This is a genomic window from Staphylococcus equorum (assembly GCF_029024965.1).
GTDB lineage: Bacteria > Bacillota > Bacilli > Staphylococcales > Staphylococcaceae > Staphylococcus > Staphylococcus equorum.
Genome location: NZ_CP118982.1, coordinates 1 through 24,396 on the forward strand (window position 1 = coordinate 1; position 24,396 = coordinate 24,396).

The 24,396-nt window shown below is 35.7% G+C and carries 17 protein-coding genes, 1 pseudogene, 1 riboswitch and 1 other annotated feature; of the genes and pseudogenes, 16 read left to right on the forward strand and 2 right to left on the reverse strand.

Going from position 1 to position 24,396, the window contains the following annotated elements; translation table 11 throughout:
- The 6 genes from dnaA to gyrA all read left to right on the forward strand — a co-directional run bounded on the left by dnaA (window position 1) and on the right by gyrA (window position 9,302).
- Window positions 1-1,368: a chromosomal replication initiator protein DnaA gene (gene dnaA, locus PYW44_RS00005; RefSeq protein WP_002506214.1), complete on the forward strand. Its 1,368-nt coding sequence runs from the start codon at window positions 1-3 to the stop codon at window positions 1,366-1,368.
- Between the two features lie 247 nt (window positions 1,369-1,615).
- Window positions 1,616-2,746, forward strand: coding sequence for a DNA polymerase III subunit beta (gene dnaN / locus PYW44_RS00010; protein ID WP_002506215.1), 1,131 nt, complete (start codon window positions 1,616-1,618; stop codon window positions 2,744-2,746).
- Window positions 2,747-3,271: 525 nt separating this feature from the next.
- Entirely contained in the window at window positions 3,272-3,505 is a 234-nt protein-coding gene (gene yaaA / locus PYW44_RS00015) for a S4 domain-containing protein YaaA (protein WP_172457949.1), read from the forward strand.
- The gene (recF, locus tag PYW44_RS00020) at window positions 3,502-4,617 is read left to right on the forward strand and encodes a DNA replication/repair protein RecF (RefSeq protein WP_002511869.1); all 1,116 of its coding nucleotides are present in this window, start codon (window positions 3,502-3,504) and stop codon (window positions 4,615-4,617) included. The genes yaaA and recF overlap by 4 nt, the downstream gene beginning before the upstream one ends.
- Before the next feature lie 12 nt (window positions 4,618-4,629).
- On the forward strand, window positions 4,630-6,561 hold the full coding sequence (gene gyrB, locus PYW44_RS00025) for a DNA topoisomerase (ATP-hydrolyzing) subunit B (RefSeq protein WP_172457950.1): 1,932 nt from the start codon (window positions 4,630-4,632) through the stop codon (window positions 6,559-6,561).
- A 35-nt stretch (window positions 6,562-6,596) separates the two neighbouring features.
- Window positions 6,597-9,302, forward strand: a complete 2,706-nt coding sequence (gene gyrA / locus PYW44_RS00030) for a DNA gyrase subunit A (protein ID WP_046465664.1) — start codon at window positions 6,597-6,599, stop codon at window positions 9,300-9,302.
- Between the two features lie 70 nt (window positions 9,303-9,372).
- Here gyrA and PYW44_RS00035 read toward each other — a convergent pair whose 3' ends face one another.
- Window positions 9,373-10,185: an NAD(P)H-hydrate dehydratase gene (locus PYW44_RS00035; protein ID WP_046465665.1), complete on the reverse strand. Its 813-nt coding sequence runs from the start codon at window positions 10,183-10,185 to the stop codon at window positions 9,373-9,375.
- Window positions 10,186-10,589: 404 nt separating this feature from the next.
- On the opposite strand from PYW44_RS00035, the gene hutH reads away from it, so the two are divergent.
- The 10 genes and pseudogenes from hutH to PYW44_RS00085 all read left to right on the forward strand — a co-directional run bounded on the left by hutH (window position 10,590) and on the right by PYW44_RS00085 (window position 22,984).
- Window positions 10,590-12,098, forward strand: coding sequence for a histidine ammonia-lyase (gene hutH, locus PYW44_RS00040; RefSeq protein ID WP_046465666.1), 1,509 nt, complete (start codon window positions 10,590-10,592; stop codon window positions 12,096-12,098).
- A 63-nt stretch (window positions 12,099-12,161) separates the two neighbouring features.
- Window positions 12,162-12,356: a binding site (T-box leader), on the forward strand.
- Window positions 12,357-12,423: 67 nt separating this feature from the next.
- A complete protein-coding gene (gene serS / locus PYW44_RS00045; protein ID WP_056936191.1) occupies window positions 12,424-13,707 on the forward strand; it encodes a serine--tRNA ligase in 1,284 nt (427 codons plus the stop codon).
- 328 nt (window positions 13,708-14,035) lie between these two features.
- On the forward strand, window positions 14,036-14,731 hold the full coding sequence (locus PYW44_RS00050) for an AzlC family ABC transporter permease (RefSeq protein WP_115075883.1): 696 nt from the start codon (window positions 14,036-14,038) through the stop codon (window positions 14,729-14,731).
- Complete coding sequence (locus tag PYW44_RS00055) at window positions 14,728-15,057, forward strand: AzlD domain-containing protein (RefSeq protein WP_002506225.1); 330 nt, start codon at window positions 14,728-14,730, stop codon at window positions 15,055-15,057. Before PYW44_RS00050 ends, PYW44_RS00055 begins: the two co-directional genes overlap by 4 nt.
- A gap of 131 nt (window positions 15,058-15,188) precedes the next feature.
- A riboswitch (SAM riboswitch) is annotated at window positions 15,189-15,289 on the forward strand.
- A gap of 58 nt (window positions 15,290-15,347) precedes the next feature.
- A complete protein-coding gene (gene metX, locus PYW44_RS00060) occupies window positions 15,348-16,316 on the forward strand; it encodes a homoserine O-acetyltransferase MetX (RefSeq protein WP_115075884.1) in 969 nt (322 codons plus the stop codon).
- Window positions 16,317-16,625: 309 nt separating this feature from the next.
- On the forward strand, window positions 16,626-17,552 hold the full coding sequence (locus PYW44_RS00065; RefSeq protein ID WP_172457960.1) for a DUF2232 domain-containing protein: 927 nt from the start codon (window positions 16,626-16,628) through the stop codon (window positions 17,550-17,552).
- Between the two features lie 14 nt (window positions 17,553-17,566).
- A pseudogene (locus PYW44_RS00070) lies at window positions 17,567-19,532 on the forward strand (DHH family phosphoesterase).
- Window positions 19,529-19,975, forward strand: a complete 447-nt coding sequence (rplI, locus tag PYW44_RS00075; RefSeq protein ID WP_002506229.1) for a 50S ribosomal protein L9 — start codon at window positions 19,529-19,531, stop codon at window positions 19,973-19,975. Before PYW44_RS00070 ends, rplI begins: the two are co-directional and overlap by 4 nt.
- A 30-nt stretch (window positions 19,976-20,005) precedes the next feature.
- Window positions 20,006-21,409 (forward strand): replicative DNA helicase, encoded by a 1,404-nt coding sequence (gene dnaB, locus PYW44_RS00080; RefSeq protein ID WP_115075886.1) that lies wholly within the window; start codon window positions 20,006-20,008, stop codon window positions 21,407-21,409.
- 291 nt (window positions 21,410-21,700) lie between these two features.
- Window positions 21,701-22,984 carry an adenylosuccinate synthase gene (locus PYW44_RS00085; protein WP_064783319.1) on the forward strand — a complete coding sequence of 428 codons (1,284 nt, stop codon included), beginning with the start codon at window positions 21,701-21,703 and terminating at the stop codon, window positions 22,982-22,984.
- Between the two features lie 108 nt (window positions 22,985-23,092).
- Here PYW44_RS00085 and PYW44_RS00090 read toward each other — a convergent pair whose 3' ends face one another.
- The gene (locus PYW44_RS00090) at window positions 23,093-24,304 is read right to left on the reverse strand and encodes a macrolide family glycosyltransferase (RefSeq protein ID WP_115075887.1); all 1,212 of its coding nucleotides are present in this window, start codon (window positions 24,302-24,304) and stop codon (window positions 23,093-23,095) included.
- Window positions 24,305-24,396: the final 92 nt, after the last annotated feature.

The window sequence follows — 24,396 nt, forward strand, 5'->3', positions numbered from 1 at the left end:
ATGTCAGAAAAAGAAATTTGGGAAAAAGTCCTAACCTTGGCTCAAGAGAAAGTAAGTTATCCTAGCTATCAAACTTTCCTTAAAGATACTAAGCTTTACTCATTGCAAAATGATGAAGCTATCGTTGTTATCGATGATCCATTTGTTGCCAATTGGTTAAAAACACATTATGTTGAAATTATTCAAACTGCATTATATGAGGCAATCGGTCATGAAATTATGCCAGTTTTCTATTCTGAAGATCAGTTAGAGAGTTTAAAGTCCGGTGAAAATCAACACACAAGTCAGGAGATGCCACAAAAGAAAAAGTATACACCAGGTGTAGATGAAGCTGTCATTGGCGGCGAACAATTCAATACACACAATACTTTTGATACTTTTGTGATCGGACCTGGCAATAGATTTCCTCATGCAGCAAGTCTTGCTGTTGCCGAAGCACCTGCTCAAGCCTATAACCCGCTCTTCATTTATGGTGGCGTTGGTTTAGGAAAAACGCATCTAATGCATGCAATTGGTCATTATGTATTGGAAAACAATCCTGATGCTAAAGTTATTTACACGTCTAGTGAAAAATTTACTAATGAATTTATTAAATCTATTCGTGATAATAAAACTGAGCGTTTTAGAGAAAAATACCGTAATATTGACGTTTTATTAATAGATGATATTCAATTCATCCAAAATAAAGAGCAAACGCAAGAAGAATTTTTCCATACTTTTAATGAATTACATCAAGCAAACAAACAAATTGTTATTTCGAGTGATAGACCGCCGAAAGAAATTGCTAAATTAGAAGATCGTTTGCGTTCTCGCTTTGAGTGGGGATTAATCGTTGATATTACGCCTCCTGATTACGAGACAAGAATGGCTATTTTGCAGAAAAAAATTGGAGAAGAAAATTTAAATATTCCAACTGAAGCATTAACTTATATTGCTAATCAAATCCAGTCTAATATTCGTGAACTTGAAGGTGCACTCACTCGTGTATTAGCATTTTCTAAACTTCAAGGCCAACCGATTACAACTGAATTAACTGCTGCAGCCTTAAAAGATATTATCCAAGCGCCAAAATCGAAAAAAATCACGATTCAGGACATTCAAAAGATAGTTGGACAATACTATAACGTAAGAATTGAAGATTTTAGTGCTAAAAAACGTACAAAATCCATTGCTTATCCGCGCCAAATTGCAATGTACCTATCACGTGAGCTAACTGATTTTTCATTACCTAAAATTGGTGAAGAGTTTGGTGGTCGTGATCATACTACGGTTATCCATGCACATGAAAAAATAGCTAAAGAAGTAAGTAGTGATTCAACTTTTAAACAAGAACTTGAAAACTTGGAAAAAGAAATTAGAAATCAATAAAAAAACTGTACTATAACAGATTAATTGTAGAAAAATGAGGAATAACGTAGTAACGATAAATTTTGGGGAATTGTGGATAATGTGTAAAAGTCATACACACTGTGCACAAGTTATCCACAGTCGTTAAATAATGTCATACCTGAATTCATATAAGTTATCCCGTAATCCACAAGCCCTACTACTATTACTACTGTTTTAAAACCTATATAATTTATATATAAACGACTGGAAGGAGTTTGAAAATTAGATGGAATTCACAATAAGAAGAGATTATTTTATTGCTCAATTAAATGACACATTAAAAGCCATCTCACCAAGAACTACATTACCAATATTAACTGGTATAAAAATTGAAGTTAAAAATAACGAAGTGATACTTACTGGTTCTGACTCAGAAATATCTATCGAAATCACTATACCTAAACAAGTTGATGGTGAAGACATTATAGAAGTTGCAGAAACTGGATCAGTCGTACTCCCTGGTCGTTTCTTCGTAGACATCATTAAAAAATTACCTGGTAAAGAAGTAAAACTTTCTACAAATGAACAATTTCAAACATTAATTACTTCAGGCCATTCTGAATTTAACTTAAGTGGTTTAGATCCAGATCAATATCCATTATTACCACAAGTTTCTCGCGATGATGCGATTCAATTATCTGTAAAAGTACTTAAAAACGTGATAGCACAGACGAATTTCGCAGTGTCCACCTCAGAAACACGCCCAGTACTCACTGGTGTTAACTGGCTTATACAAGATAGTGAATTAATATGCACAGCTACTGATTCGCATCGCTTGGCTGTAAGAAAAGTGGCATTAGAAGACGAGTCAGAAAATAAAAATGTCATCATTCCAGGTAAAGCATTATCAGAGTTAAATAAAATAATGACAGATAGTGAAGAAGAGATTGATATCTTCTTTGCATCAAACCAAGTACTGTTCAAAGTTGGCAATGTGAACTTTATTTCACGTTTATTAGAAGGGCACTATCCTGATACATCTCGTTTATTCCCAGAGAATTACGAAATTAAATTAGGCATTAATAACGGTGAATTCTATCATGCAATCGATCGTGCATCATTATTAGCACGTGAAGGTGGTAATAACGTTATTAAATTAAGTACTGGTAATGAATTAGTAGAATTATCTTCAACATCTCCTGAAATTGGTACTGTTAACGAAGACGTTAAAGCAAGTAACGTTGATGGTGGCAACTTGAAGATTTCATTCAACTCGAAATATATGATGGATGCATTGAAAGCAATTGATAATGACGAAGTCGAAATAGAATTCTTCGGCACAATGAAACCATTTATTTTAAAACCTAAAGACGATGATTCGGTAACACAATTAATTCTACCAATCAGAACATATTAGAAATTAATAACTTATCCCTAGACAATTTATTTTGTCTGGGGTTTTTTCTATTCATTTTTAAATTCGAAAGTAATTACTGGTCTATATGCGTGTATATAAATAAAGCAGGGGACATTTTTTAAGACAAGCTTAAATTTCAGAAGTATTTTAAGTGGTATATTTCATTTTTAAAGGCACTGAGAGATTAAATATAAGCATTTATAGTTAATTGTTAGGGTATTTTAATAGAATTTTAAAATGCGTCTAAAACACGCTTTAAATGTCATTTAAAATCTCAAATATTAAAAATGAAGATATAATTTCGAATTATATTTGAAAATTACGGATAGAGAATCATAAAATCGGATTAAAACTACTCGAAATTTGATATAATATTACATGTAAAACAACTACTATAACGGGCTTTGTAGATAATTATTAAAAAGAAGTGGAAATTAGTTATAAGAATACGCTTACACACTGTATTTTACATGAAATTTTTCGTGAAAAAAGGTATAATATATTAGTGAGCTTAAAAGAAACGGAGTGATTGATTTGGTTGAAGAGGTAATCGTTGATGGAGACATTACTTTAGGGCAATTTCTAAAGACAGAAGGTATTATCGAATCTGGTGGACAAGCAAAATGGTTCTTACAAGATTTTGATGTCTTGATAAATGACGAACGTGAAACACGTCGCGGTAAAAAGTTAAACCATCAAGATAGCATTGTCATACCAGAAATCGGTTCATTTGTTATTTTACATCAAGGTGAAGAATGAGATTAAAGACACTCCAGATAGAAAATTATCGTAACTATGATTCAGTTACCCTTGATTGTCATCCAGAGGTAAATATATTGATAGGTGAGAATGCACAAGGGAAGACAAACCTCCTTGAATCTATTTATACATTAGCGTTGGCTAAAAGTCATAGAACGTCCAATGACAAGGAACTTATACGTTTCGGTATGGACTATGCTAAAATAGAAGGTGAACTTAGTTATAGATACGGTGAAATGCCTTTAACGATGTTTATAACCAAAAAAGGTAAGCAAGTTAAAATTAATCACTTGGAACAAAGTAGACTGACTCAATATATTGGTCACTTGAACGTCGTATTGTTTGCGCCTGAAGATTTAAATATTGTCAAAGGATCACCACAAATTAGACGCAGATTTATAGATATGGAGCTTGGACAAATTTCTGCAGTATACTTAAATGATTTGTCTCAGTACCAGCGAATTTTAAAACAAAAAAATAATTATTTGAAGCAGCTGCAATATGGTCAAAAGACAGATAGCACAATGCTAGATGTCTTAAATCAACAATTTGCAGCGTATGCGCTCAAAATTACGCTCAGACGTGAACATTTTATTAAAGAACTTGAATCACTAGCTAAGCCTATCCATTCTGGGATAACGGACGAACGTGAGACATTGTCATTAAAATATTTGCCTAGTATAAAACTCAGCGATGAAGAGAAAAGTGAGACGGAACGCTTAGAAGAAGTCTTAACTTTGCTCAATGACAATATGGAACGCGAGAAAGATAGAGGCGTTTGTTTATACGGTCCTCACAGAGATGATTTAGGTTTCAATGTAAATGGTATGGATGCTCAGACGTATGGTTCTCAAGGCCAACAAAGGACTACTGCTTTATCGATAAAACTCGCAGAAATCGAGTTAATGAATATCGAAGTAGGAGAGTACCCTATCTTATTGCTAGATGATGTATTAAGTGAATTAGATGATTCACGTCAGTCGCATTTATTAAGCACAATTCAACATAAAGTGCAGACTTTTGTAACTACAACATCAGTCGACGGTATAGAGCATGAAATTATGAAGAACGCTAAACTTTATCGCATCAACCAAGGCGAAATTATAAAGTAATAGAAAGTGAAGGTGGAAGCATTGTCAGATGTGAACAACACGGAAGATTATGGTGCTGGTCAGATTCAAGTATTAGAAGGTCTAGAAGCGGTTCGTAAACGACCAGGTATGTATATAGGTTCAACTTCAGCAAGAGGTTTGCATCATCTTGTATGGGAGATTGTCGATAATAGTATCGATGAGGCACTTGCTGGATATGCCGACGAAGTTGAAATTGTTATAGAAAAAGATAATTGGATAAAAGTTACTGATAACGGACGAGGAATTCCAGTAGGTATTCAAGAAAAAATGGGACGTCCTGCTGTAGAAGTTATTTTGACAGTGCTTCATGCTGGCGGTAAATTCGGCGGCGGCGGATATAAAGTGTCTGGTGGACTACATGGTGTAGGTTCATCAGTAGTTAACGCCTTGTCTGAAGATTTAGAAGTGTACGTTTATAAAGATAACGAAATTTATCATCAGGCTTATAAAAAAGGGGTACCTCAATTTGATTTGAAAGTCATCGGGGAAACTGATAAGCCTACTGGTACAGTAATTCGTTTTAAAGCGGATCCTGAGATCTTCACTGAAACTACAGAATATAACTATGATACATTACAACAGCGTACAAGAGAGCTTGCTTTCTTAAATAAAGGTATTTCAATTACGTTAAAAGATGAACGTGAAGAAGAAGTAAGAGAAGACTCATATCACTATGAGGGTGGTATTAAATCTTACGTAGAAATGTTGAATGAAACGAAAGAACCACTTCATGATGAACCGATTTATGTGCATGAATCAAAAGATGACATTGAAGTTGAAATCGCATTACAATATAACAAAGGTTATGCAACTAACTTATTAACATATGCGAACAACATTCACACATACGAAGGCGGTACGCACGAAGAAGGATTCAAACGTGCGCTTTCTCGTGTGCTAAACAGCTATGGCCTAAACAGTAAAATAATCAAAGAAGATAAAGAGCGACTTTCAGGTGAGGATACACGTGAAGGTTTAACAGCGGTCGTTTCTATCAAACATAGTGATCCACAATTTGAGGGACAAACTAAGACGAAACTTGGTAACTCAGAAGTGCGTCAAGTCGTTGATAAACTATTTGCTGAATTGTTTGAAAGATTCTTATACGAAAATCCACAAGTCGGACGTATTGTCGTTGAGAAAAGTATTATGGCGTCACATGCACGTCTTGCAGCTAAAAAAGCACGTGAAGTTACACGCCGTAAATCTGCATTGGAAATCTCAAGTCTACCTGGTAAACTTGCAGACTGTTCTAGTAAAGATCCATCTCGAAGTGAAATCTTTATCGTCGAGGGTGACTCTGCCGGAGGGTCTACAAAATCAGGCCGTGATTCAGAGACACAGGCGATTTTACCATTACGTGGTAAGATTTTAAATGTTGAGAAAGCACGATTAGATAGAATACTAAATAACAATGAAATTCGTTCAATGATTACTGCTTTTGGTACAGGAATTGGCGGAGAATTTGATTTGAGTAAAGCACGTTATCACAAGATTGTCCTTATGACAGATGCCGATGTCGATGGCGCGCACATTAGAACATTGCTTTTAACATTCTTCTATCGCTTTATGAGACCGTTATTAGAAGCGGGATATGTGTATATTGCGCAGCCACCACTTTTCAAATTGACGCAAGGTAAACAAAAATATTACGTGTTTAACGAACGTGAATTAGATAAGCTTAAAGAAGAACTAGACCCAAGTCCAAAATGGTCGATTTCACGTTACAAAGGTCTCGGTGAAATGAATGCGGATCAATTGTGGGAAACTACAATGAATCCTGAACATAGAGCGTTACTACAAGTATCACTCGATGATGCTATAGAAGCAGACCAAGTATTTGAAATGTTGATGGGCGATGTTGTTGAGAATCGTAGACAGTTTATTGAAGATAACGCAGTCTATGCGAACTTAGATTTCTAATACAATGAACTGAATTTTTGAAGGAGGATATCTTGATGGCTGAACTACCTGAATCAAGAATTAATGAACGAAATATAACCAATGAAATGCGCGAATCGTTCTTAGATTATGCGATGAGCGTTATTGTCTCACGTGCTTTGCCAGACGTTAGAGATGGATTAAAACCAGTACATCGACGTATATTATACGGATTACATGAACAAGGTATGACACCTGACAAATCATATAAAAAATCTGCACGTATTGTTGGGGACGTAATGGGTAAATATCACCCACATGGTGACTCATCGATTTATGAAGCAATGGTAAGAATGGCACAGGACTTCAGCTATCGATATCCTTTAATTGATGGTCAAGGTAACTTTGGTTCAATGGACGGCGATGGTGCTGCTGCGATGCGTTATACAGAAGCACGTATGTCTAAAATTACGCTTGAAATGTTGAGAGACCTTAACAAAAATACAATTGATTTCATAGATAACTATGATGGTAATGAAAGAGAGCCGTCAGTCTTACCATCAAGGTTCCCGAACTTACTAGTTAACGGTGCTTCAGGTATCGCTGTTGGTATGGCTACTAATATTCCACCGCATAACTTAACAGAAGTTATTAACGGCGTATTAAGTTTAAGTTATAACCCTGACATCACAATTTCTGAATTAATGGAAGATGTCCAAGGTCCTGATTTCCCTACAGGTGCTTTAATTCTAGGTAAAAGTGGCATCCGTCGTGCATTTGAAACTGGACGTGGTTCGGTTATAATGCGTTCTCGTGCTGAAATAGAAGAGCGCGGTGGCGGACGTCAACGTATCGTAGTGACTGAAGTACCATACCAAGTCAATAAAGCGCGTATGATAGAAAAAATCGCTGAATTAGCTCGTGATAAAAAAATAGAAGGTATTACAGATTTACGTGATGAAACAAGTTTACGTACAGGTGTACGTGTCGTAATTGATGTTCGTAAAGACGCAAACGCAAGTGTTGTTCTAAATAACTTGTATAAACAAACACCGTTACAAACATCATTTGGTGTAAACATGATTGCATTGGTAAATGGTAGACCGAGACTTATCACGCTTAAAGAAGCATTGGTTGAATATTTAGATCACCAAAAAGTAGTTGTAAGAAGACGTACTGAATACAACTTGAAAAAAGCATTAGACCGTGCACATATTTTAGAAGGCTTAAGAATTGCACTGGATCATATTGATGAAATCATTAGAGTAATACGTGAATCAGATAACGACAAAATTGCGATGGCAAGCTTGCAAGAGCAATTTAAGTTATCTGAACGTCAAGCTCAAGCGATATTAGACATGCGTTTAAGACGTTTAACTGGTTTAGAACGCGATAAGATTGAATCAGAATACAATGATTTAATTGCTTATATCGAAGAGTTAAAAGCAATTCTTGCAGATGAAGAAAAGCTTTTACAAATCGTGCGTGATGAATTGATTGATGTTCGTGATCGTTTCGGTGACGAACGTAAAACTGAAATTCAACTTGGTGGACTTGATAATATTGAAGATGAAGACTTAATCCCTGAAGAACAAATTGTCATTACATTAAGTCATAATAACTATATTAAACGTCTACCTGTTTCAACATATAGATCACAACATCGTGGTGGCCGTGGTGTACAAGGTATGAATACACTCGAAGAAGACTTCGTTAGTCAACTCGTAACGTTAAGTACACATGATCACGTTTTATTCTTTACGAATAAAGGTCGTGTTTATAAACTTAAAGGTTACGAAGTACCAGAACTCTCACGTCAGTCTAAAGGTATTCCAGTAGTCAATGCCATAGAGTTAGATAGTGATGAATCTATCAGTACAATGATTGCCGTTAAAGATTTAGAAAGTGAAGAAGATTACCTTGTATTTGCAACATTAAAAGGTAGAGTTAAACGTTCTGCGTTAAGCAACTTCTCACGCATAAACAGAAACGGTAAGATTGCTATCAACTTTAAAGATGATGATGAACTGATTGCAGTACGTCTTACAGATGGTGAAACTGATATTCTTATCGGTACTGCGCATGCGTCATTAATTCGCTTCCACGAAACTGCATTACGTCCACTTGGTCGTACAGCGGCAGGTGTGAAAGGTATTACGCTTAGAGAAGGGGATAAAGTTGTCGGCTTAGATGTTACTAAAGCGGAACAGGATGATGAAATCCTAGTCGTTACTGAAAATGGTTACGGTAAACGTACACCTGTAGGAGATTACAGATTATCAAACCGTGGCGGTAAAGGTATTAAGACTGCTACGATTACTGAACGTAATGGTAATATTGTTTGTATAACATCAGTCACAGGAGAAGAAGACTTGATGGTTGTAACGAATTCTGGTGTTATTATTCGTATTGATGTAAATGACATTTCACAAAATGGTCGTGCAGCCCAAGGTGTGAGATTAATCAAATTAGATGATAATCAATTTGTATCTACGGTAGCTATAGTAAACGAGGAAGATGAAGAAGAAGTTGAAGCAATTGAAGAATCTGAAGCAAATGAAGCAAGTTTAACAAATGCTCAAACAACGGATTCTGAATCACAAGATGCGTCATCTAGTAATGAAGCAGTTGTAGAAGATAACACACCAGGAAATGGTATTCATACAGAAGTTGAAGATGACAACTCTGAAGAAGATGGCCGTAAAGAAGTAAGAGAAGACTTTATGGATCGTGTTAACGAAGATATCGATAATGCAGATAGCGATGACAACGAAGAAGAATAATCTTTGATTAAATATAAATACACATATAAAAAGACCTACCTCATTAAGGTAGGTCTTTTTTCGTTATAAATTAGCTTTCTAATGATTTCATGGCATGTGGGATTTCGCTTATAAGTCTTGATGGCGGGACGACATACATTTTCTCTGCTAACTGTTCACCAATGAAGCTATGTGCGTATGTTGCACTTGTGACAGCTTCCTGAGTGTCATCAAACTGCCCGACGAAACTCGTAATCATTCCAGCTAGGGTATCACCCATGCCTCCGGTTGCCATAGCAGGCGTGCCGATTGGTAATTTATAATCTTTGTCTTTGAAATAAATCTCCGTACCATGCATTTTTAGGACAATAGTTGCTCCAATACGATCTGCTGCTTCACGATTACGTTCATATGTTTGTTCCTCAATTGGAATACCACTTAAACGTTCCCATTCTTTTTGATGTGGTGTAAAAATGACATGACAAGCAGGTATTTCAGGTTTCAATTTACTGAAAATCGTTATAGCATCGCCATCTACGATTAGCGTTTGATGCGGTTGAATATTTTGTAATAAGAATGTGATTGCATTATTACCTTTGAAATCACAACCTAATCCAGGGCCGATTAAGATACAATCTGTGTTTTCAATCATTTTTGTTAACATTTTTGTATCATTAATATCAATGACCATTGCTTCAGGACAACGAGAATGTAGTGCAGCATGGTTCGTTGGGTGTGTAGCTACTGTTATTAGCCCACTGCCACTATAAACACATGCACGTGCTGCAAGCATGATTGCGCCACCTAAGTTTGCATTACCTCCAATTAAAAGGATTCTGCCATAATCACCTTTATGTGTATCATCTTCACGTCTAGGAATGTTTACCGATGATAAAGTTTCCATATTGAAACCTCCTTTTAAAATTTATGATAATTTAATGCTATTCATTTTTGAATAATATACGTAAAAAGTCAGAGTTTAAAATTACAAAAGTAATTATAAATTGGTTTTAAAATCTTCAATTATACGTGCAAAATATTGCTGTCTATTGAAGGGGTTTTGTTTTTAAATTTTTAAGCTGTTTTTTAATACAATAGAAAATAATAAACCTGCATTGCATTTAAGTCAATAGGTAACGTTGTTAAAAAATGATTAAGTTTTCTAAAATGAAGATGAATGCTACTTCACCCTATTAAAACAGTGATTTGATACCATGTTACGGATGTCTCAAAAGCTATTGTTCTGCTGAAAATGTAAGCGTATACTCGAATTAATCGAATTAAATTCATAAGTAGGGAGATGGAGAAATGACATTACAATTAAATGGAGAAATGCTTACAATTGAAGATATCAAGAAATTTTTATATGAGAAAGATACGGTGGAAGTGACTGAAGAAGCTTTTGAACGGGTAAAACAAAGCCGTCAAACAGTAGAGAATATTATAGCGAATAAAGAGACAGTCTATGGTATTACGACAGGATTTGGTTTGTTCAGTGATGTGCGTATTGATGAAGGGGAATATAATCAATTACAAGTTAACCTTATCCGTTCACATGCATGTGGTATGGGGGATCCATTTTCAGAAGAAGTGTCATTAGTGATGATGGTATTAAGATTAAATACCCTACTTAAAGGACATTCTGGAACTACAGTAGCTTTAGTCGAACAGCTCGTATACTTCATTAATAATAGAATTGTACCGGTAGTTCCTCAACAAGGCTCACTTGGTGCTTCTGGAGATTTAGCCCCGTTATCTCACTTAGCATTGGCCTTGATTGGTGAAGGTAACGTCTTTTACCAAGGTGAAGAGGTAGACAGTCGGTATGTCTTAAATAACTTGAAGCGTAAGCCACTAGAATTACAGGCAAAGGAAGGACTAGCACTAATCAACGGTACACAGGCGATGACTGCCCAGGGTGTAATCAACTATATAGAAGCAGAAAGTCTAGGCTATCAAGCAGAATGGATTGCTTCACTTACACATCAATCACTCAATGGTATTACAGATGCTTATAATGAAAAAGTACATAAAGCACGTAACTTCCAAGAACAAATTGATGTAGCTGCGCGTATGTTAGATTGGTTAGAAGGTTCTGAGTTAACTACGACACAAGGTGAAGTACGTGTGCAAGATGCTTATACGTTACGCTGTATCCCACAAATTCATGGAGCAAGTTTCCAAGTGTTCAATTATGTTAAAGAAAAACTAGAATTTGAAATGAATGCTGCAAATGATAATCCACTTATATTTGATGAAGATGATGAAACACTAGTGATATCCGGTGGTAATTTCCATGGACAACCGATTGCTTTTGCTTTAGATTTCTTAAAATTAGGGGTCAGCGAACTGGCTAATGTTTCAGAACGTAGACTAGAAAGACTTGTGAATCCACAATTGAATAATGGCTTACCTGCATTTTTAAGTCCACAACCAGGTTTACAAAGTGGCGCAATGATTATGCAATATGCGGCAGCAAGTTTAGTTTCAGAAAATAAGACACTTGCACATCCTGCCAGTGTTGATTCTATACCGTCGTCAGCGAACCAAGAAGATCATGTATCTATGGGAACGATTGCTTCTCGTCACGGTTATATGATGGTAGAGAATGCACGACGTGTCTTAGCGATAGAGACGATTATTGCATTACAAGCAGTAGAATATAAAGATATTGATAAGTTATCACCAAAAACGTATGAAAAATATCAAACGTTACGCCAAATCATACCATCTATCACAGAAGATAGACAATTTCATAAAGATATCGCAGCGGTATCGCAATATTTACACGATATTGCGTATATGAATGAGATATAATAGACGTCAGCACTGTCACTCTTGAAAAACATAAGGTTATTTGCTATATTTAAAACAAGTTAATAAGTTATTGTTCGTAGGCTAAGTAGTATTAATTGTTTGATTTCAGAGAACTTGTGGTTGGTGTGAACAAGTAATCAACGTTAGTGTGAATCTACCTACTATTAGAAGAACAACCGGCTTTGGCCGTTATTTATGGAGAGTGCAGTCTAATTAGGCTGTTAAATAGGGTGGCAACACGTAGACCACGTCCCTTGTAGAGGGGATGTGGTCTTTTTTGTGTTATTATCCAAACATTTTTAAAAATTGAAAGGATGAATGCGATATGTTAGACATTAAATTATTCCGTAACGAACCTGATTTAGTTAGAGAAAAAGTAACAAAGCGTGGTATGGATGCACAAGTAGTTGACGATATTTTAGCATTAGATGAAAAGCGTCGCCAATTAATTAGCCAAGCTGAAGAAATGAAAGCGCAACGTAACAAAGTAAGTGGAGAGATTGCTCAGAAGAAACGTAATAAAGAAAATGCAGACGATGTTATTGCTGAGATGCGTAAACTTGGAGATGAAATTAAAGTCTTAGATGATGATTTAAATCAAATAGATCATGATCTTAATGATAAACTGTCTCGTATTCCAAACATAATTCAAGATGATGTTCCTGTAGGCGCGTCAGATGAAGAAAACGTAGAACTTAAACGTTGGGGCACACCAAGAAACTTTGATTTTGAAGAAAAAGCACATTGGGATCTTGTAGAAGATTTAAATATGGCTAACTTTGAACGTGGTGCTAAGGTATCAGGTGCGAGATTTGTCTTCTTAACTGGTGAGGGTGCTCAATTAGAAAGAGCATTAATGAACTACATGGTAACGAAACATACAACACAACATGGTTATACAGAAATGATGGTACCACAGTTAGTAAATGCAGATTCAATGTATGGTACGGGTCAATTACCTAAATTTGAAGAAGATTTATTTAAAATTGAAAAAGAAGGGCTGTACACAATTCCAACAGCTGAAGTACCACTAACGAATTATTATCGTAATGAAATTATAGGTCCTGATGTCTTACCTGCTAAATTCACAGCACAATCAGCATGTTATCGTAGTGAAGCGGGTTCAGCTGGACGTGATACAAGAGGTCTGATTCGATTACATCAATTCGACAAAGTTGAAATGGTTCGTTTTGAAAAACCAGAAGATTCTTGGGATGCGCTTGAAGAAATGACAAATCATGCAGAAGCGATTTTAGAAGAACTTGTGCTACCTTATCGTCGTGTGAATCTGTGTACAGGTGACATTGGATTTGGAGCTAGCAAAACATATGATTTAGAAGTTTGGTTACCAAGCTATAATGATTATAAGGAAATTAGTTCATGTTCAAATATAACTGACTTCCAAGCGCGTCGTGCGAATATCCGTTTCAAACGTGATAAAAATGCTAAACCAGAATTAGTGCATACACTAAATGGTAGTGGGTTAGCAGTTGGACGTACATTTGCAGCAATCGTTGAAAACTATCAAAACGCAGATGGTTCTATTACAATACCAGATGCTTTAGTTCCGTTTATGGGCGGTAAAACAGAAATCCGTCCTGTAAAATAAAATTAAACAAGCATGGCTAAAAGAGCGTAGCAAAGGCATTTGCTACGCTCTTTATTTATATCGTGGTGGGGTAGGGGAGGGGTAAAAATAACGTAATTTATAAAATTATATAAGTGACCTCAATGGTTTTTTATACGGAAAACAACAGGTAAGTCTAAAATATTTCATAAAATTCTGACACATCAAAAACCTTTTTATAACAACACATTTAAACTGAGGGTTGTCTTCCGTCACACAAACAGAAGTATAAAGTCATTGAATGAAACTCCTGCTTTATATTAAACTTAATCTATTGTTTTTAAAAATTAAAAATGAAAGGAGTGAGGTAATGGAAGCACATGTAACTTTTAAGCAAGGTGTGAAAGAATGTGTTCCTACATTATTAGGGTACGCTGGGGTAGGGTTGTCTTTTGGAATTGTAGCTGTAGCCTCAGGATTTAGTTTGCTTGAAATTATCTTACTCTGTTTACTCGTGTATGCTGGTGCTGCACAATTCATTATTTGTGCACTAGTCATCGCCGGTACGCCGATTTCTGCGATTGTGTTAACAGCATTTATCGTTAATTCCAGAATGTTTTTACTGAGTATGACACTTGCACCGAGTTATCAATCATACGGTTTATTAAATCGAATAGGGCTTTCAACGCTCATTACAGATGAAACGTTTGGTGTAGCAATTACACCACACCTTAAAGGAGAAAAAATTAATGATCGTTGGTTACACGGTTTAAATATCACAGCTTATTTGTTTTGGACATTTGCATGTGTTATGGGCGCTATTTTTGGAAAATACATAAACAACCCAGAGACGTTAGGTTTAGATTTCGCTATTGCAGCGATGTTTATCTTTTTAGCTGTATCACAGTTTGAATCAGTTCAACGCTCTCGCATTAAGACGTATTTTGTATTGATTATTACTGTAATCGTGATGATGCTTCTTTTAAGTCTCTTTATGCCATCCTATATGGCAATTATACTTGCTTCTACGATAGCAGCTGGGCTTGGGGTGGTGATGGAACGATGACAACAACGACGCACATGCTTATCATTATTTTGCTTTGTGGTATTGTGACGTGGTTTACACGGATAATACCGTTTTTACTTATATCTAAAATTAAACTATCTGAAAGAGTTGTAAAATGGTTGTCGTTTATACCAATTACGCTATTTACTGCTTTAGTTATTGACGGTTTGATTGAACAACAAGATGGAATGATGGGGTATAGCATTAATGTGCCATTTTTAATTACGATGGTCCCTACAGTAGTGATTGCAGTTATCACACGTAGTTTAACTATTACAATCGTAGGTGGCATTATTATTATGGCTGCATTAAGATGGGTGTTTTAATTTATTTCATTGATGTAAATCGTTTTATCCGTTAGAATAACAATAATTAGAAAATTCCGACATTTTCCAAAAAATAAATTGATTGTAGGAACATCAATAGTAGTAATGTAGTGCAATACAATTAAAATTAAATCTTATTTCGAGAAGCTAAGGGATTTGGCCCAATGATGCTTCAGCAACCGGCTGAATAAAGTACGGTGCTAAAACCAACGATATAGTCGAATGATAAGTAATTTTCAACTTCTTACTTATTATAGTGAGGAGTTTTTTTACTAAGTAGGAGGTAAATCATGACGAATTATACGGTTGATACATTAGAATTAGGACCATTTACAACAGAGTCAGGAGAAACAATCTCAAACTTAAAATTACGTTACGAACATGTTGGATTGAAAGGTCAACCTCTTGTGGTCGTGTGTCATGCTTTGACAGGAAATCACTTAACGTATGGTACAAGTGAACAACCTGGATGGTGGAGAGGCATTATTGATGGTGGTTATATGCCAATTAACGATTATCAGTTTTTAACTTTTAATGTAATTGGTAGTCCATTTGGTTCTAGTTCAGCACTTACTGATGAAGACTTTCCAGAACAACTAACTTTGCGTGATATAGTGCGTGCAATTGAATTAGGTATTGAGCACTTAAGATTTGAACGTATTAATATACTCATAGGTGGCTCTTTAGGTGGCATGCAGGCAGTAGAGTTATTATATAACCGTAAATTTGATGTTGATAAAGCAGTTATACTTGCTGCTACACAGAGAACATCTTCATATAGCCGTGCATTTAATGAAATTGCGAGACAAGCGATTCATTTAGACCATGAGCAAGGTATGAGTATCGCAAGACAGCTCGGTTTCTTAACATACCGTTCGTCTAAAAGTTATGAACAACGCTTCTCGCCAGATCAAGTAGTTGCATATCAAAGGCACCAAGGTGATAAGTTTATGAAGCACTTTAGTTATTCATGTTATCTAACACTGCTTGACGTCTTAGACAGTCACGATGTGGATAGAGGCCGTGATGACGTGGACGAAGTGTTCAGTAAACTAGATACTAAGATGATGACGATGGGCTTTGCCGACGACTTACTTTATCCTGATGATCTTGTTTATGCAGTTGGGCAACGCTTTAAATATCATAAACATTTCTTTGTACCTGACAATGTAGGGCATGATGGATTTTTAGTTAATTTTAATGATTGGGCACCTAATTTATACCATTTCTTAAAGGTGTATAAAATCAAGCGTAAATGAGAGTGACTTTATTATAGAATATTAAATTTAGGACGACAGAGTAGAATCAGAATAATCAGGTGGGATATACAAGGTAGACTGACTGCTACTGTATGTCCTATTTTTTATGGGAAAATGCAAGGAAATACCTGTGATTTTATGTAGTAGTAAGGAGTGTTCCTGTATCAAATATCAACTGAAAGGGTGAATATTAGTTTATCTTCAAATAGTTGAATGTGTAGTGTATGTTTAACTTCTATAGAAATGAGTTGGCAATAATTGTATAAAAGTTTTAAAGAGGTTAAAATAAAAGTTATAGTCAAAAATAGTATGGGAGTGGCGAATTTGTTTTCAAAAATATATCCTAAGGCAACTATACTTAGTATAATCACGCTAGTCATAGTAGCTTTAGCTTTACATATATTACCACCGCTTGGGCTTGTATTGAGTTTGTTTGCGACAATTCCAGTCATTATTTTATGGCATAAGTCTGTAGAATCATTTGGTTTAACAGCAGTCGTAACAGTTGTATTAACAACTTTATTAGGTAATATATTCGTATTAAGTATCATGGTCCTCGTACTCTTAGTGAGTTTCGTTGTTGGCCAATTATTAAAAGAACGTACATCTAAAGAGCGTATACTTTATATTACAACTACATACGTGAGTATGATCTCGTTAATTGCATTTATGGCTTTACAAACATTTGATAAAATACCAACATCAACAACATTAATGAAACCTGTGAAAGATCAAATAAATTATTATATTTCTAATGCAGGTGTTGGTGCAGATTATAAACAAATGTTTGAAGAAATGTTCCGTCAATTATCAGTTCAGTTACCAAGTTATGTAATCATTGCAGTATTTATACTCATATTAATCAATTTACTAGTTACTTTTCCAATTTTACGTAAATTCAAAATTGCTACACCAATATTCAAACCATTATATGCGTGGCAAATGAAGCGTTCATTGCTATGGATGTATATGATTGTCCTACTTTGTGTTATGTTTACTGTCGAACCGAGTGCGTTCCAAAGTATCGTATTAAACTTCGAAATTGTGTTATCATTATGTATGTATATTCAGGGGTTAAGTGTGATTCACTTTTTTGGAAAGGCAAAATCAATGCCGCTCACACTTACTGTGATTTTAATGGCAATAGGGACAATTCTAATGCCACTTACACATATTGTAAGCCTCCTGGGTGTTGTAGATTTATGTATTAACTTAAAACGTATCATTAAAAAATGATTTGAGGTGGAAAAATGAATCGTCAATCCACTAAAAAAGCCTTGCTCTTGCCATTTATCATAATGGCACTCACGGCAATTGCGCTTGTTGTAATATGGTTCGTTTTCAACCAAATTATGGCAGGCATCGCTGCGATTGTCTTAGTGGTTATAATTATAGGGACAGTATTTTTGGTAAGACAAGCTTTACAAAAACTAGATAGCTATGTAGATGGTCTGAGTGGTCATATTTCTGAAGGTAGCAACATCGCAATTAAGAATTTACCTATTGGGATGATCATCTTAGACGAAAATGAAAACATAGAGTGGATGAACCATTTTATGTCGGAACGATTAGACCGTAATGTCATTTCCGACCCAGTAAACGAAGTATATCCTAATATCTTAAAACAATTAGAAAAAACACAAGAAATTGAAATTAAAGAAAATGAATATCACTATCGCGTTCGATATTCTGAAAAAGAACATGTTTTATACTTCTTTGATATTACAGAAGAAATTCAGACGGAAGCATTATATGAAGAATCCAAACCGATTATCATGACACTATTCTTAGATAACTATGATGAAATTACTCAAAATATGAACGATACACAAAGATCAGAAATTAACTCTATGGTTACACGTGTAATCAGTAGATGGGCGACAGAATATAACATTTATTTGAAACGTTATAGTTCTGATCAATTTGTGGCGTATTTAAATCAACGTATTTTAAAAGATATCGAAGAATCTAATTTTAGTATTTTAAGTCAACTCCGTGAAAAGAGTGTCGGTTATCGTGCCCAACTGACATTAAGTGTTGGTGTCGGTGAAGGCTCAGAAAATCTTATCGACCTGGGTGAACTTTCGCAGTCAGGCTTAGATTTAGCGCTCGGCCGTGGTGGTGACCAAGTAGCGATTAAGAGTATGAATGGTAATGTACGTTTCTATGGCGGTAAGACTGACCCAATGGAGAAACGTACACGTGTAAGAGCACGAGTGATTTCACATGCTTTAAAAGATATCTTGATGGAAGGCGACAAAGTAATTATTATGGGGCATACACGTCCTGATTTAGATGCAATCGGTGCAGCAATTGGTGTATCCCGCTTTGCAATGATGAATAATTTAGATGCCTACATTGTATTAAATGAATCAGATATCGATCCAACGTTACGTCGTGTTATGGATGCAGTGAATGAAAAACCAGAACTAAAAGATCGTTTCATTACTTCAGATGAAGCGTGGGATATTATGACATCTAAGACAACATTAGTCATCGTAGATACGCATAAACCAGAAATGGTTATTGATGAAAATATTTTAAATAAAGCAAACCGTAAAGTCGTGATTGATCATCATAGACGTGGTGAAAGCTTTATCTCTAGTCCATTGCTTATATATGGAACCTTACGCAAGTTCGACAGCTGAACTTGTCACAGAATTACTAGAGTATCAACCGACAGAACAACGTCTGACACGTTTAGAATCAACAGTTATGTTTGCTGGTATTATCGTAGATACCCGTAACTTTACATTGCGTACAGGCTCTAGAACATTTGATGCCGCAAGTTATTTACGTGCACATGGTGCCGATACGATATTGACACAGCATTTCTTGAAAGATGATCTTGATACGTATATCAATCGTACTGAGTTGATTCAAACGGTGAAACTGCAAGAGAATGGGGTAGCGATTGCCTATGGTTCTAACGACAAAATCTATCATCCTGTTACAGTTGCACAAGCTGCCGATGAACTGTTAAGTTTAGATGGTGTAGAGGCTTCATATGTAATAGCGAGACGAGAAGACAACCTCATAGGTATGTCTGCTCGCTCACTTGGTGCAGTTAATGTTCAATTAACGATGGAAGCACTTGGCGGTGGTGGTCATTTAACAAATGCAGCTACACAAATGAAAGATGTAACTGTCGATGAAGCAATCGAAAAATTACAACAAGCTATAACAGAACAAATGAGTAGGAGTGAAAATTCATGAAAGTAATATTCACACAAGATGTAAAAGGTAAAGGTAAAAAAGGCGAAGTTAAAGACGTACCAGTAGGTTATGCAAACAACTTCTTAATAAAGAAAAATTATGCGGTGGAAGCAACACCAGGTAACTTAAAACAATTAGAACAAAAAAATAAAGCAGCTGAAGCTGAGCGTCAACAACAAATTGAAGACGCTAAACAATTAAAAGAACAATTAAGTAATATTGAAGTCGAAGTATCTGCTAAAACAGGTGAAGGCGGCAAATTATTTGGTTCGGTAAGTACGAAACAAATCACGCAAGCATTACAAAAACAACATGACATCAAGATTGATAAGCGTAAAATGGACTTACCAAACGGTATCCATGCATTGGGTTACACAAACGTGCCAGTTAAATTAGACAAAGAAGTCGAAGGTACAATTCGTGTACACACAGTTGAACAATAATAACGGATTGAGATATGAGGTGTAATCGTAATGGATGGAATGTATGAACAAAATCAAATGCCACACAGTAATGAGGCTGAGCAGTCTGTCTTAGGTGCCATTATCATAGATCCAGAATTGATCAACACAACTCAGGAAGTATTACTTCCTGAGTCCTTTTATAGAGGCGCGCATCAACACATCTTTAGAGCCATGATGAACCTCAACGAAGACAACAAAGATATTGACGTGGTAACAATCATGGATCAATTGTCACAAGAAGGACGATTGAATGAAGCGGGCGGTCCACAATATCTAGCTGAATTATCTAGTAATGTGCCAACCACACGTAATATTCAGTACTATACAGAAATTGTATTTAAACACGCAACCAAGCGTAAATTAATACAAACAGCTGATAGTATTGCGAATGATGGTTACAATGATGAACTGGAACTAGATATAATACTGAACGACGCGGAACGTCGTATATTAGAATTATCATCCTCACGTGAAAGTGATGGATTCAAAGACATTAGAGACGTACTTGGTGAAGTATATGAGACGGCAGAATTATTAGATCAAAACAGTGGTCAGACACCAGGTATTCCTTCAGGGTATCGTGATTTAGACCAGATGACAGCAGGGTTTAACCGTAATGATTTGATTATTTTAGCTGCCCGTCCTTCTGTAGGTAAGACTGCCTTCGCACTTAATATTGCGCAGAAAGTAGCTACAAATGAAAGTAATTATTCAGTTGGTATCTTCTCGCTTGAGATGGGTGCTGACCAATTAGCGACACGTATGATTTGTAGTTCGGGCAATGTCGATTCCAACCGATTAAGAACAGGTGCAATGACTGAAGAAGACTGGAATCGTTTTACAATTGCAGTAGGTAAGTTATCACGTACGAAGATATTTATTGATGATACACCAGGTATCCGTATTACAGATATTCGTTCAAAATGTCGCCGCTTGAAACAAGAACACGGGCTAGACATGATAGTGATCGACTATCTACAATTAATTTCAGGTAGTGGTTCACGCTTTTCAGACAACAGACAACAAGAAGTTTCTGAGATTTCTCGTACATTAAAAGCCATTGCCAGAGAACTTGAATGTCCTGTAATCGCACTAAGTCAGCTATCACGTGGCGTTGAACAACGTCAGGACAAACGACCAATGATGAGTGATATACGTGAATCTGGTTCGATTGAGCAAGATGCTGATATCGTTGCCTTCCTATATCGTGATGATTATTACAATCAAGGCGAAGATGAAGAAGACGATGACGACACGAACTATGAACCACAAACGAATGATGATAATGGTGATATCGAAATTATTATTGCCAAACAACGTAACGGTCCTACAGGAACTGTGAAGCTACACTTTATGAAACAATATAATAAATTTACAGATATAGATTATGCCCATGCAGATATGATGGGTTAGAAAAAAAGATTAAAATTAATTTTTCCGTACAATAATACAAACTTATGTTTTATTGTACGGTTTTTGTTTGGATTTTATTCTTGAATCTTAATGTAAGTATGTGTCTTTTTTAAATGCAAAATACAATGAAAACATTGGTATTACTATGTTTACCGTATTTATTGCGGTGTTTGAATATCGATGAGAATTAGAAAAATGATGAAAAATCAATGTTCGATTTTTGTTTGCAATATCGTTGTGGTATTGGTAGAATACTCATTGGTTAATTGAGAAAAACTTGGAGGTGCTCATATGTCATCAATAGTAGTCGTTGGGACACAATGGGGAGACGAAGGTAAAGGTAAAATTACGGATTTTCTAGCAGAACAAGCAGATGTTATTGCACGTTTTTCAGGCGGTAATAATGCGGGCCACACAATTATATTTGGTGGAGAAACTTATAAATTGCACTTAGTACCATCTGGTATTTTTTATAAAGAAAAATTATCAGTGATTGGTAATGGTGTAGTCGTAGATCCAGTTGCACTATTAAAAGAATTAGATGCTTTAAATGAACGAGGTATTTCAACAGATAATTTACGTATTTCTAATCGTGCACAAGTTATTTTACCTTATCACTTAAAACAAGATGAATATGAAGAAGAACGCCGTGGAGATAATAAAATTGGCACAACGAAAAAAGGTATCGGCCCAGCTTATGTAGATAAAGCGCAACGTATCGGTATTCGTGTGGCAGATTTATTAGACAAAGAAACATTTGAACAATTACTAAAAAATAATATTGAATATAAAAATGATTACTTCAAAGGTATGTTTGGCAAACCATGTCCAACTTTTGATGAAATCTTTGAAACATATTACGCTGCAGGTCAACGTATCGCACCTTTCGTAGTAGACACAGCTAAAGTATTAGATGATGCGTTTGTAGCAGAAGAAAAAGTATTATTTGAAGGTGCTCAAGGCGTTATGTTAGACCTTGACCATGGTACATACCCATTTGTAACTTCAAGTAATCCAGTAGCAGGTAACGTTACTGTAGGTGGCGGTGTTGGTCCAACATTCGTATCTAAAGTAATTGGCGTATGTAAAGCATACACATCTCGTGTGGGTGATGGTCCATTCCCAACTGAACTATTCGATGAAGATGGTCACCACATTCGTGAAGTTGGCCGTGAATACGGTACAACAACTGGTCGTCCACGTCGTATTGGTTGGTTTGACTCAGTGGTATTACGTCATTCTCGTCGTGCAAGTGGTATCACAGACTTATCAATCAACTCTATTGATGTATTGACTGGTCTTAAAGAAGTGAAGATTTGTACAGCTTATGAATTAGATGGTGTAGAAATCACTGAATACCCAGCAAACTTGAAAGACTTAAACCGTTGTAAACCAATCTTTGAAACACTACCAGGTTGGACTGAAGATATTACGGGTTGTCGTTCATTAGAAGAATTACCTTTAAATGCACGTAGATATTTAGAACGCATTTCTGAGCTATGTGATGTGAAGATTTCAATCTTCTCAGTAGGCCCAGACCGTAATCAAACAAACTTATTAAAATCTTTATGGTAGGAAAATAATACCAAGTTAGGCTTCCAGTCTAATTATGAAAAAATACCTTGTAGAGTTCACCGTTAACGGTGCGTCTACAAGGTATTTTTATTTATATATAACTGTTATTTAATTGAATTGGCAAATTTTATTACGAAAAGCGAGTATTTGGTCTACTGCATATGCATAACCCGCTACATCGATAGATTGCACGTTTTTTACTTTTTCGATATGTCGTTGATAATACATTTGATTTTCTAACATTTCTGATACAGCACAGCTTAATTGTTCAGACGTAATGGCCTCATCAATGTGATGACCTACATTTAAGTCTGCTATCTGTTTGGCTACCATAGGTTGGTCTGCACTCTGTGGGAAGGCTAGCATTGGCACATTCATCATCATAGCCTCGTTTGTACTATTCATGCCCGCATGTGTTAAGAATAATGCTGTATGCTGTAATAACTCAGTTTGTGGTACATAATCTTTAATTATAAAGTTGTCAGGTACCTCATCGAAATCGTTCAGATGATTTGTTTCACCGATAGAAACGACGATCGATGCATTGATGTCTGCTAATGCTTTAAAACATTTATTGAAAAAAGCGATATTTTGATTAAAAATAGTTCCTAAAGAAATGTAAATGATTGGTCGTGTCTGATCAATGTCATCCATAAATCCAGAGGGTTGTGGTTGAATGACTGAAGGGCCAGTAAAGACACAATGCTGTGCATCAAACAGGTCATAATTCATTTGGAAACCTTTCATTACATAACATAAGTTGAAATCTCCAGGATTATTCATCACTTCAAAGCGAGAAGGCACCTCAACGTTATATGTAGATTCAATATGTTGTTTCAATTCATTAAATGTGTCATCGGCTTGTTTAATTTCATTGGTATCAACCATTGTTGTTAATTTTTCTGTAAATGCATCAAAACTTTGTTTGCTATGCGCAAATGATGCAATAGAAGATATTGAAGGGATATTTAATTTTTGTGCAAGGATATGGCCACAACTAAACATAGAATCATGAATCATATAATCATAATGCTCATCTTTCGTTTCTTCCAAAATTTGAGGCACGATGATATCCGCAGTTTTCAATAAACCGTTAATTACGTTATATAAGTGATGTTGGCCATAAGATCTAAAACGGTCGACTATAGCATCAGTAGGTAACGTGCGTACTTCTACACCTGTGTCAGCTAATTTATCTTTATATTTATCGCATATGTAATAAACGACGTTTTCACCGCGCTCAACGAGTTCCTTACATACTGCAATAGTTGGATTAAAATGTCCGGGTGATCCTGAGTTGATAAATAATACATTTGCCAAAGGTAAGCCTCCTAATTTATTTTATTACACAAGTTTAGCAAAAAGTTTTGAAAACAAAAAAGATTTTAAGTTTAATAGTTTTGTTTTAAAAT

Excerpts from the sequence above, each read along its gene's own strand:
- dnaA (WP_002506214.1), top strand. The coding sequence starts at position 1 with ATGTCAGAAAAAGAAATTTGGGAAAAAGTCCTAACCTTGGCTCAAGAG.
- dnaN (WP_002506215.1), top strand. The coding sequence starts at position 1,616 with ATGGAATTCACAATAAGAAGAGATTATTTTATTGCTCAATTAAATGAC.
- recF (WP_002511869.1), top strand. The coding sequence starts at position 3,502 with ATGAGATTAAAGACACTCCAGATAGAAAATTATCGTAACTATGATTCA.
- gyrA (WP_046465664.1), top strand. The coding sequence starts at position 6,597 with ATGGCTGAACTACCTGAATCAAGAATTAATGAACGAAATATAACCAAT.
- PYW44_RS00035 (WP_046465665.1), bottom strand. The coding sequence starts at position 10,185 with ATGGAAACTTTATCATCGGTAAACATTCCTAGACGTGAAGATGATACA.
- hutH (WP_046465666.1), top strand. The coding sequence starts at position 10,590 with ATGACATTACAATTAAATGGAGAAATGCTTACAATTGAAGATATCAAG.
- serS (WP_056936191.1), top strand. The coding sequence starts at position 12,424 with ATGTTAGACATTAAATTATTCCGTAACGAACCTGATTTAGTTAGAGAA.
- PYW44_RS00050 (WP_115075883.1), top strand. The coding sequence starts at position 14,036 with ATGGAAGCACATGTAACTTTTAAGCAAGGTGTGAAAGAATGTGTTCCT.
- PYW44_RS00055 (WP_002506225.1), top strand. The coding sequence starts at position 14,728 with ATGACAACAACGACGCACATGCTTATCATTATTTTGCTTTGTGGTATT.
- metX (WP_115075884.1), top strand. The coding sequence starts at position 15,348 with ATGACGAATTATACGGTTGATACATTAGAATTAGGACCATTTACAACA.
- PYW44_RS00065 (WP_172457960.1), top strand. The coding sequence starts at position 16,626 with ATGGGAGTGGCGAATTTGTTTTCAAAAATATATCCTAAGGCAACTATA.
- rplI (WP_002506229.1), top strand. The coding sequence starts at position 19,529 with ATGAAAGTAATATTCACACAAGATGTAAAAGGTAAAGGTAAAAAAGGC.
- dnaB (WP_115075886.1), top strand. The coding sequence starts at position 20,006 with ATGGATGGAATGTATGAACAAAATCAAATGCCACACAGTAATGAGGCT.
- PYW44_RS00085 (WP_064783319.1), top strand. The coding sequence starts at position 21,701 with ATGTCATCAATAGTAGTCGTTGGGACACAATGGGGAGACGAAGGTAAA.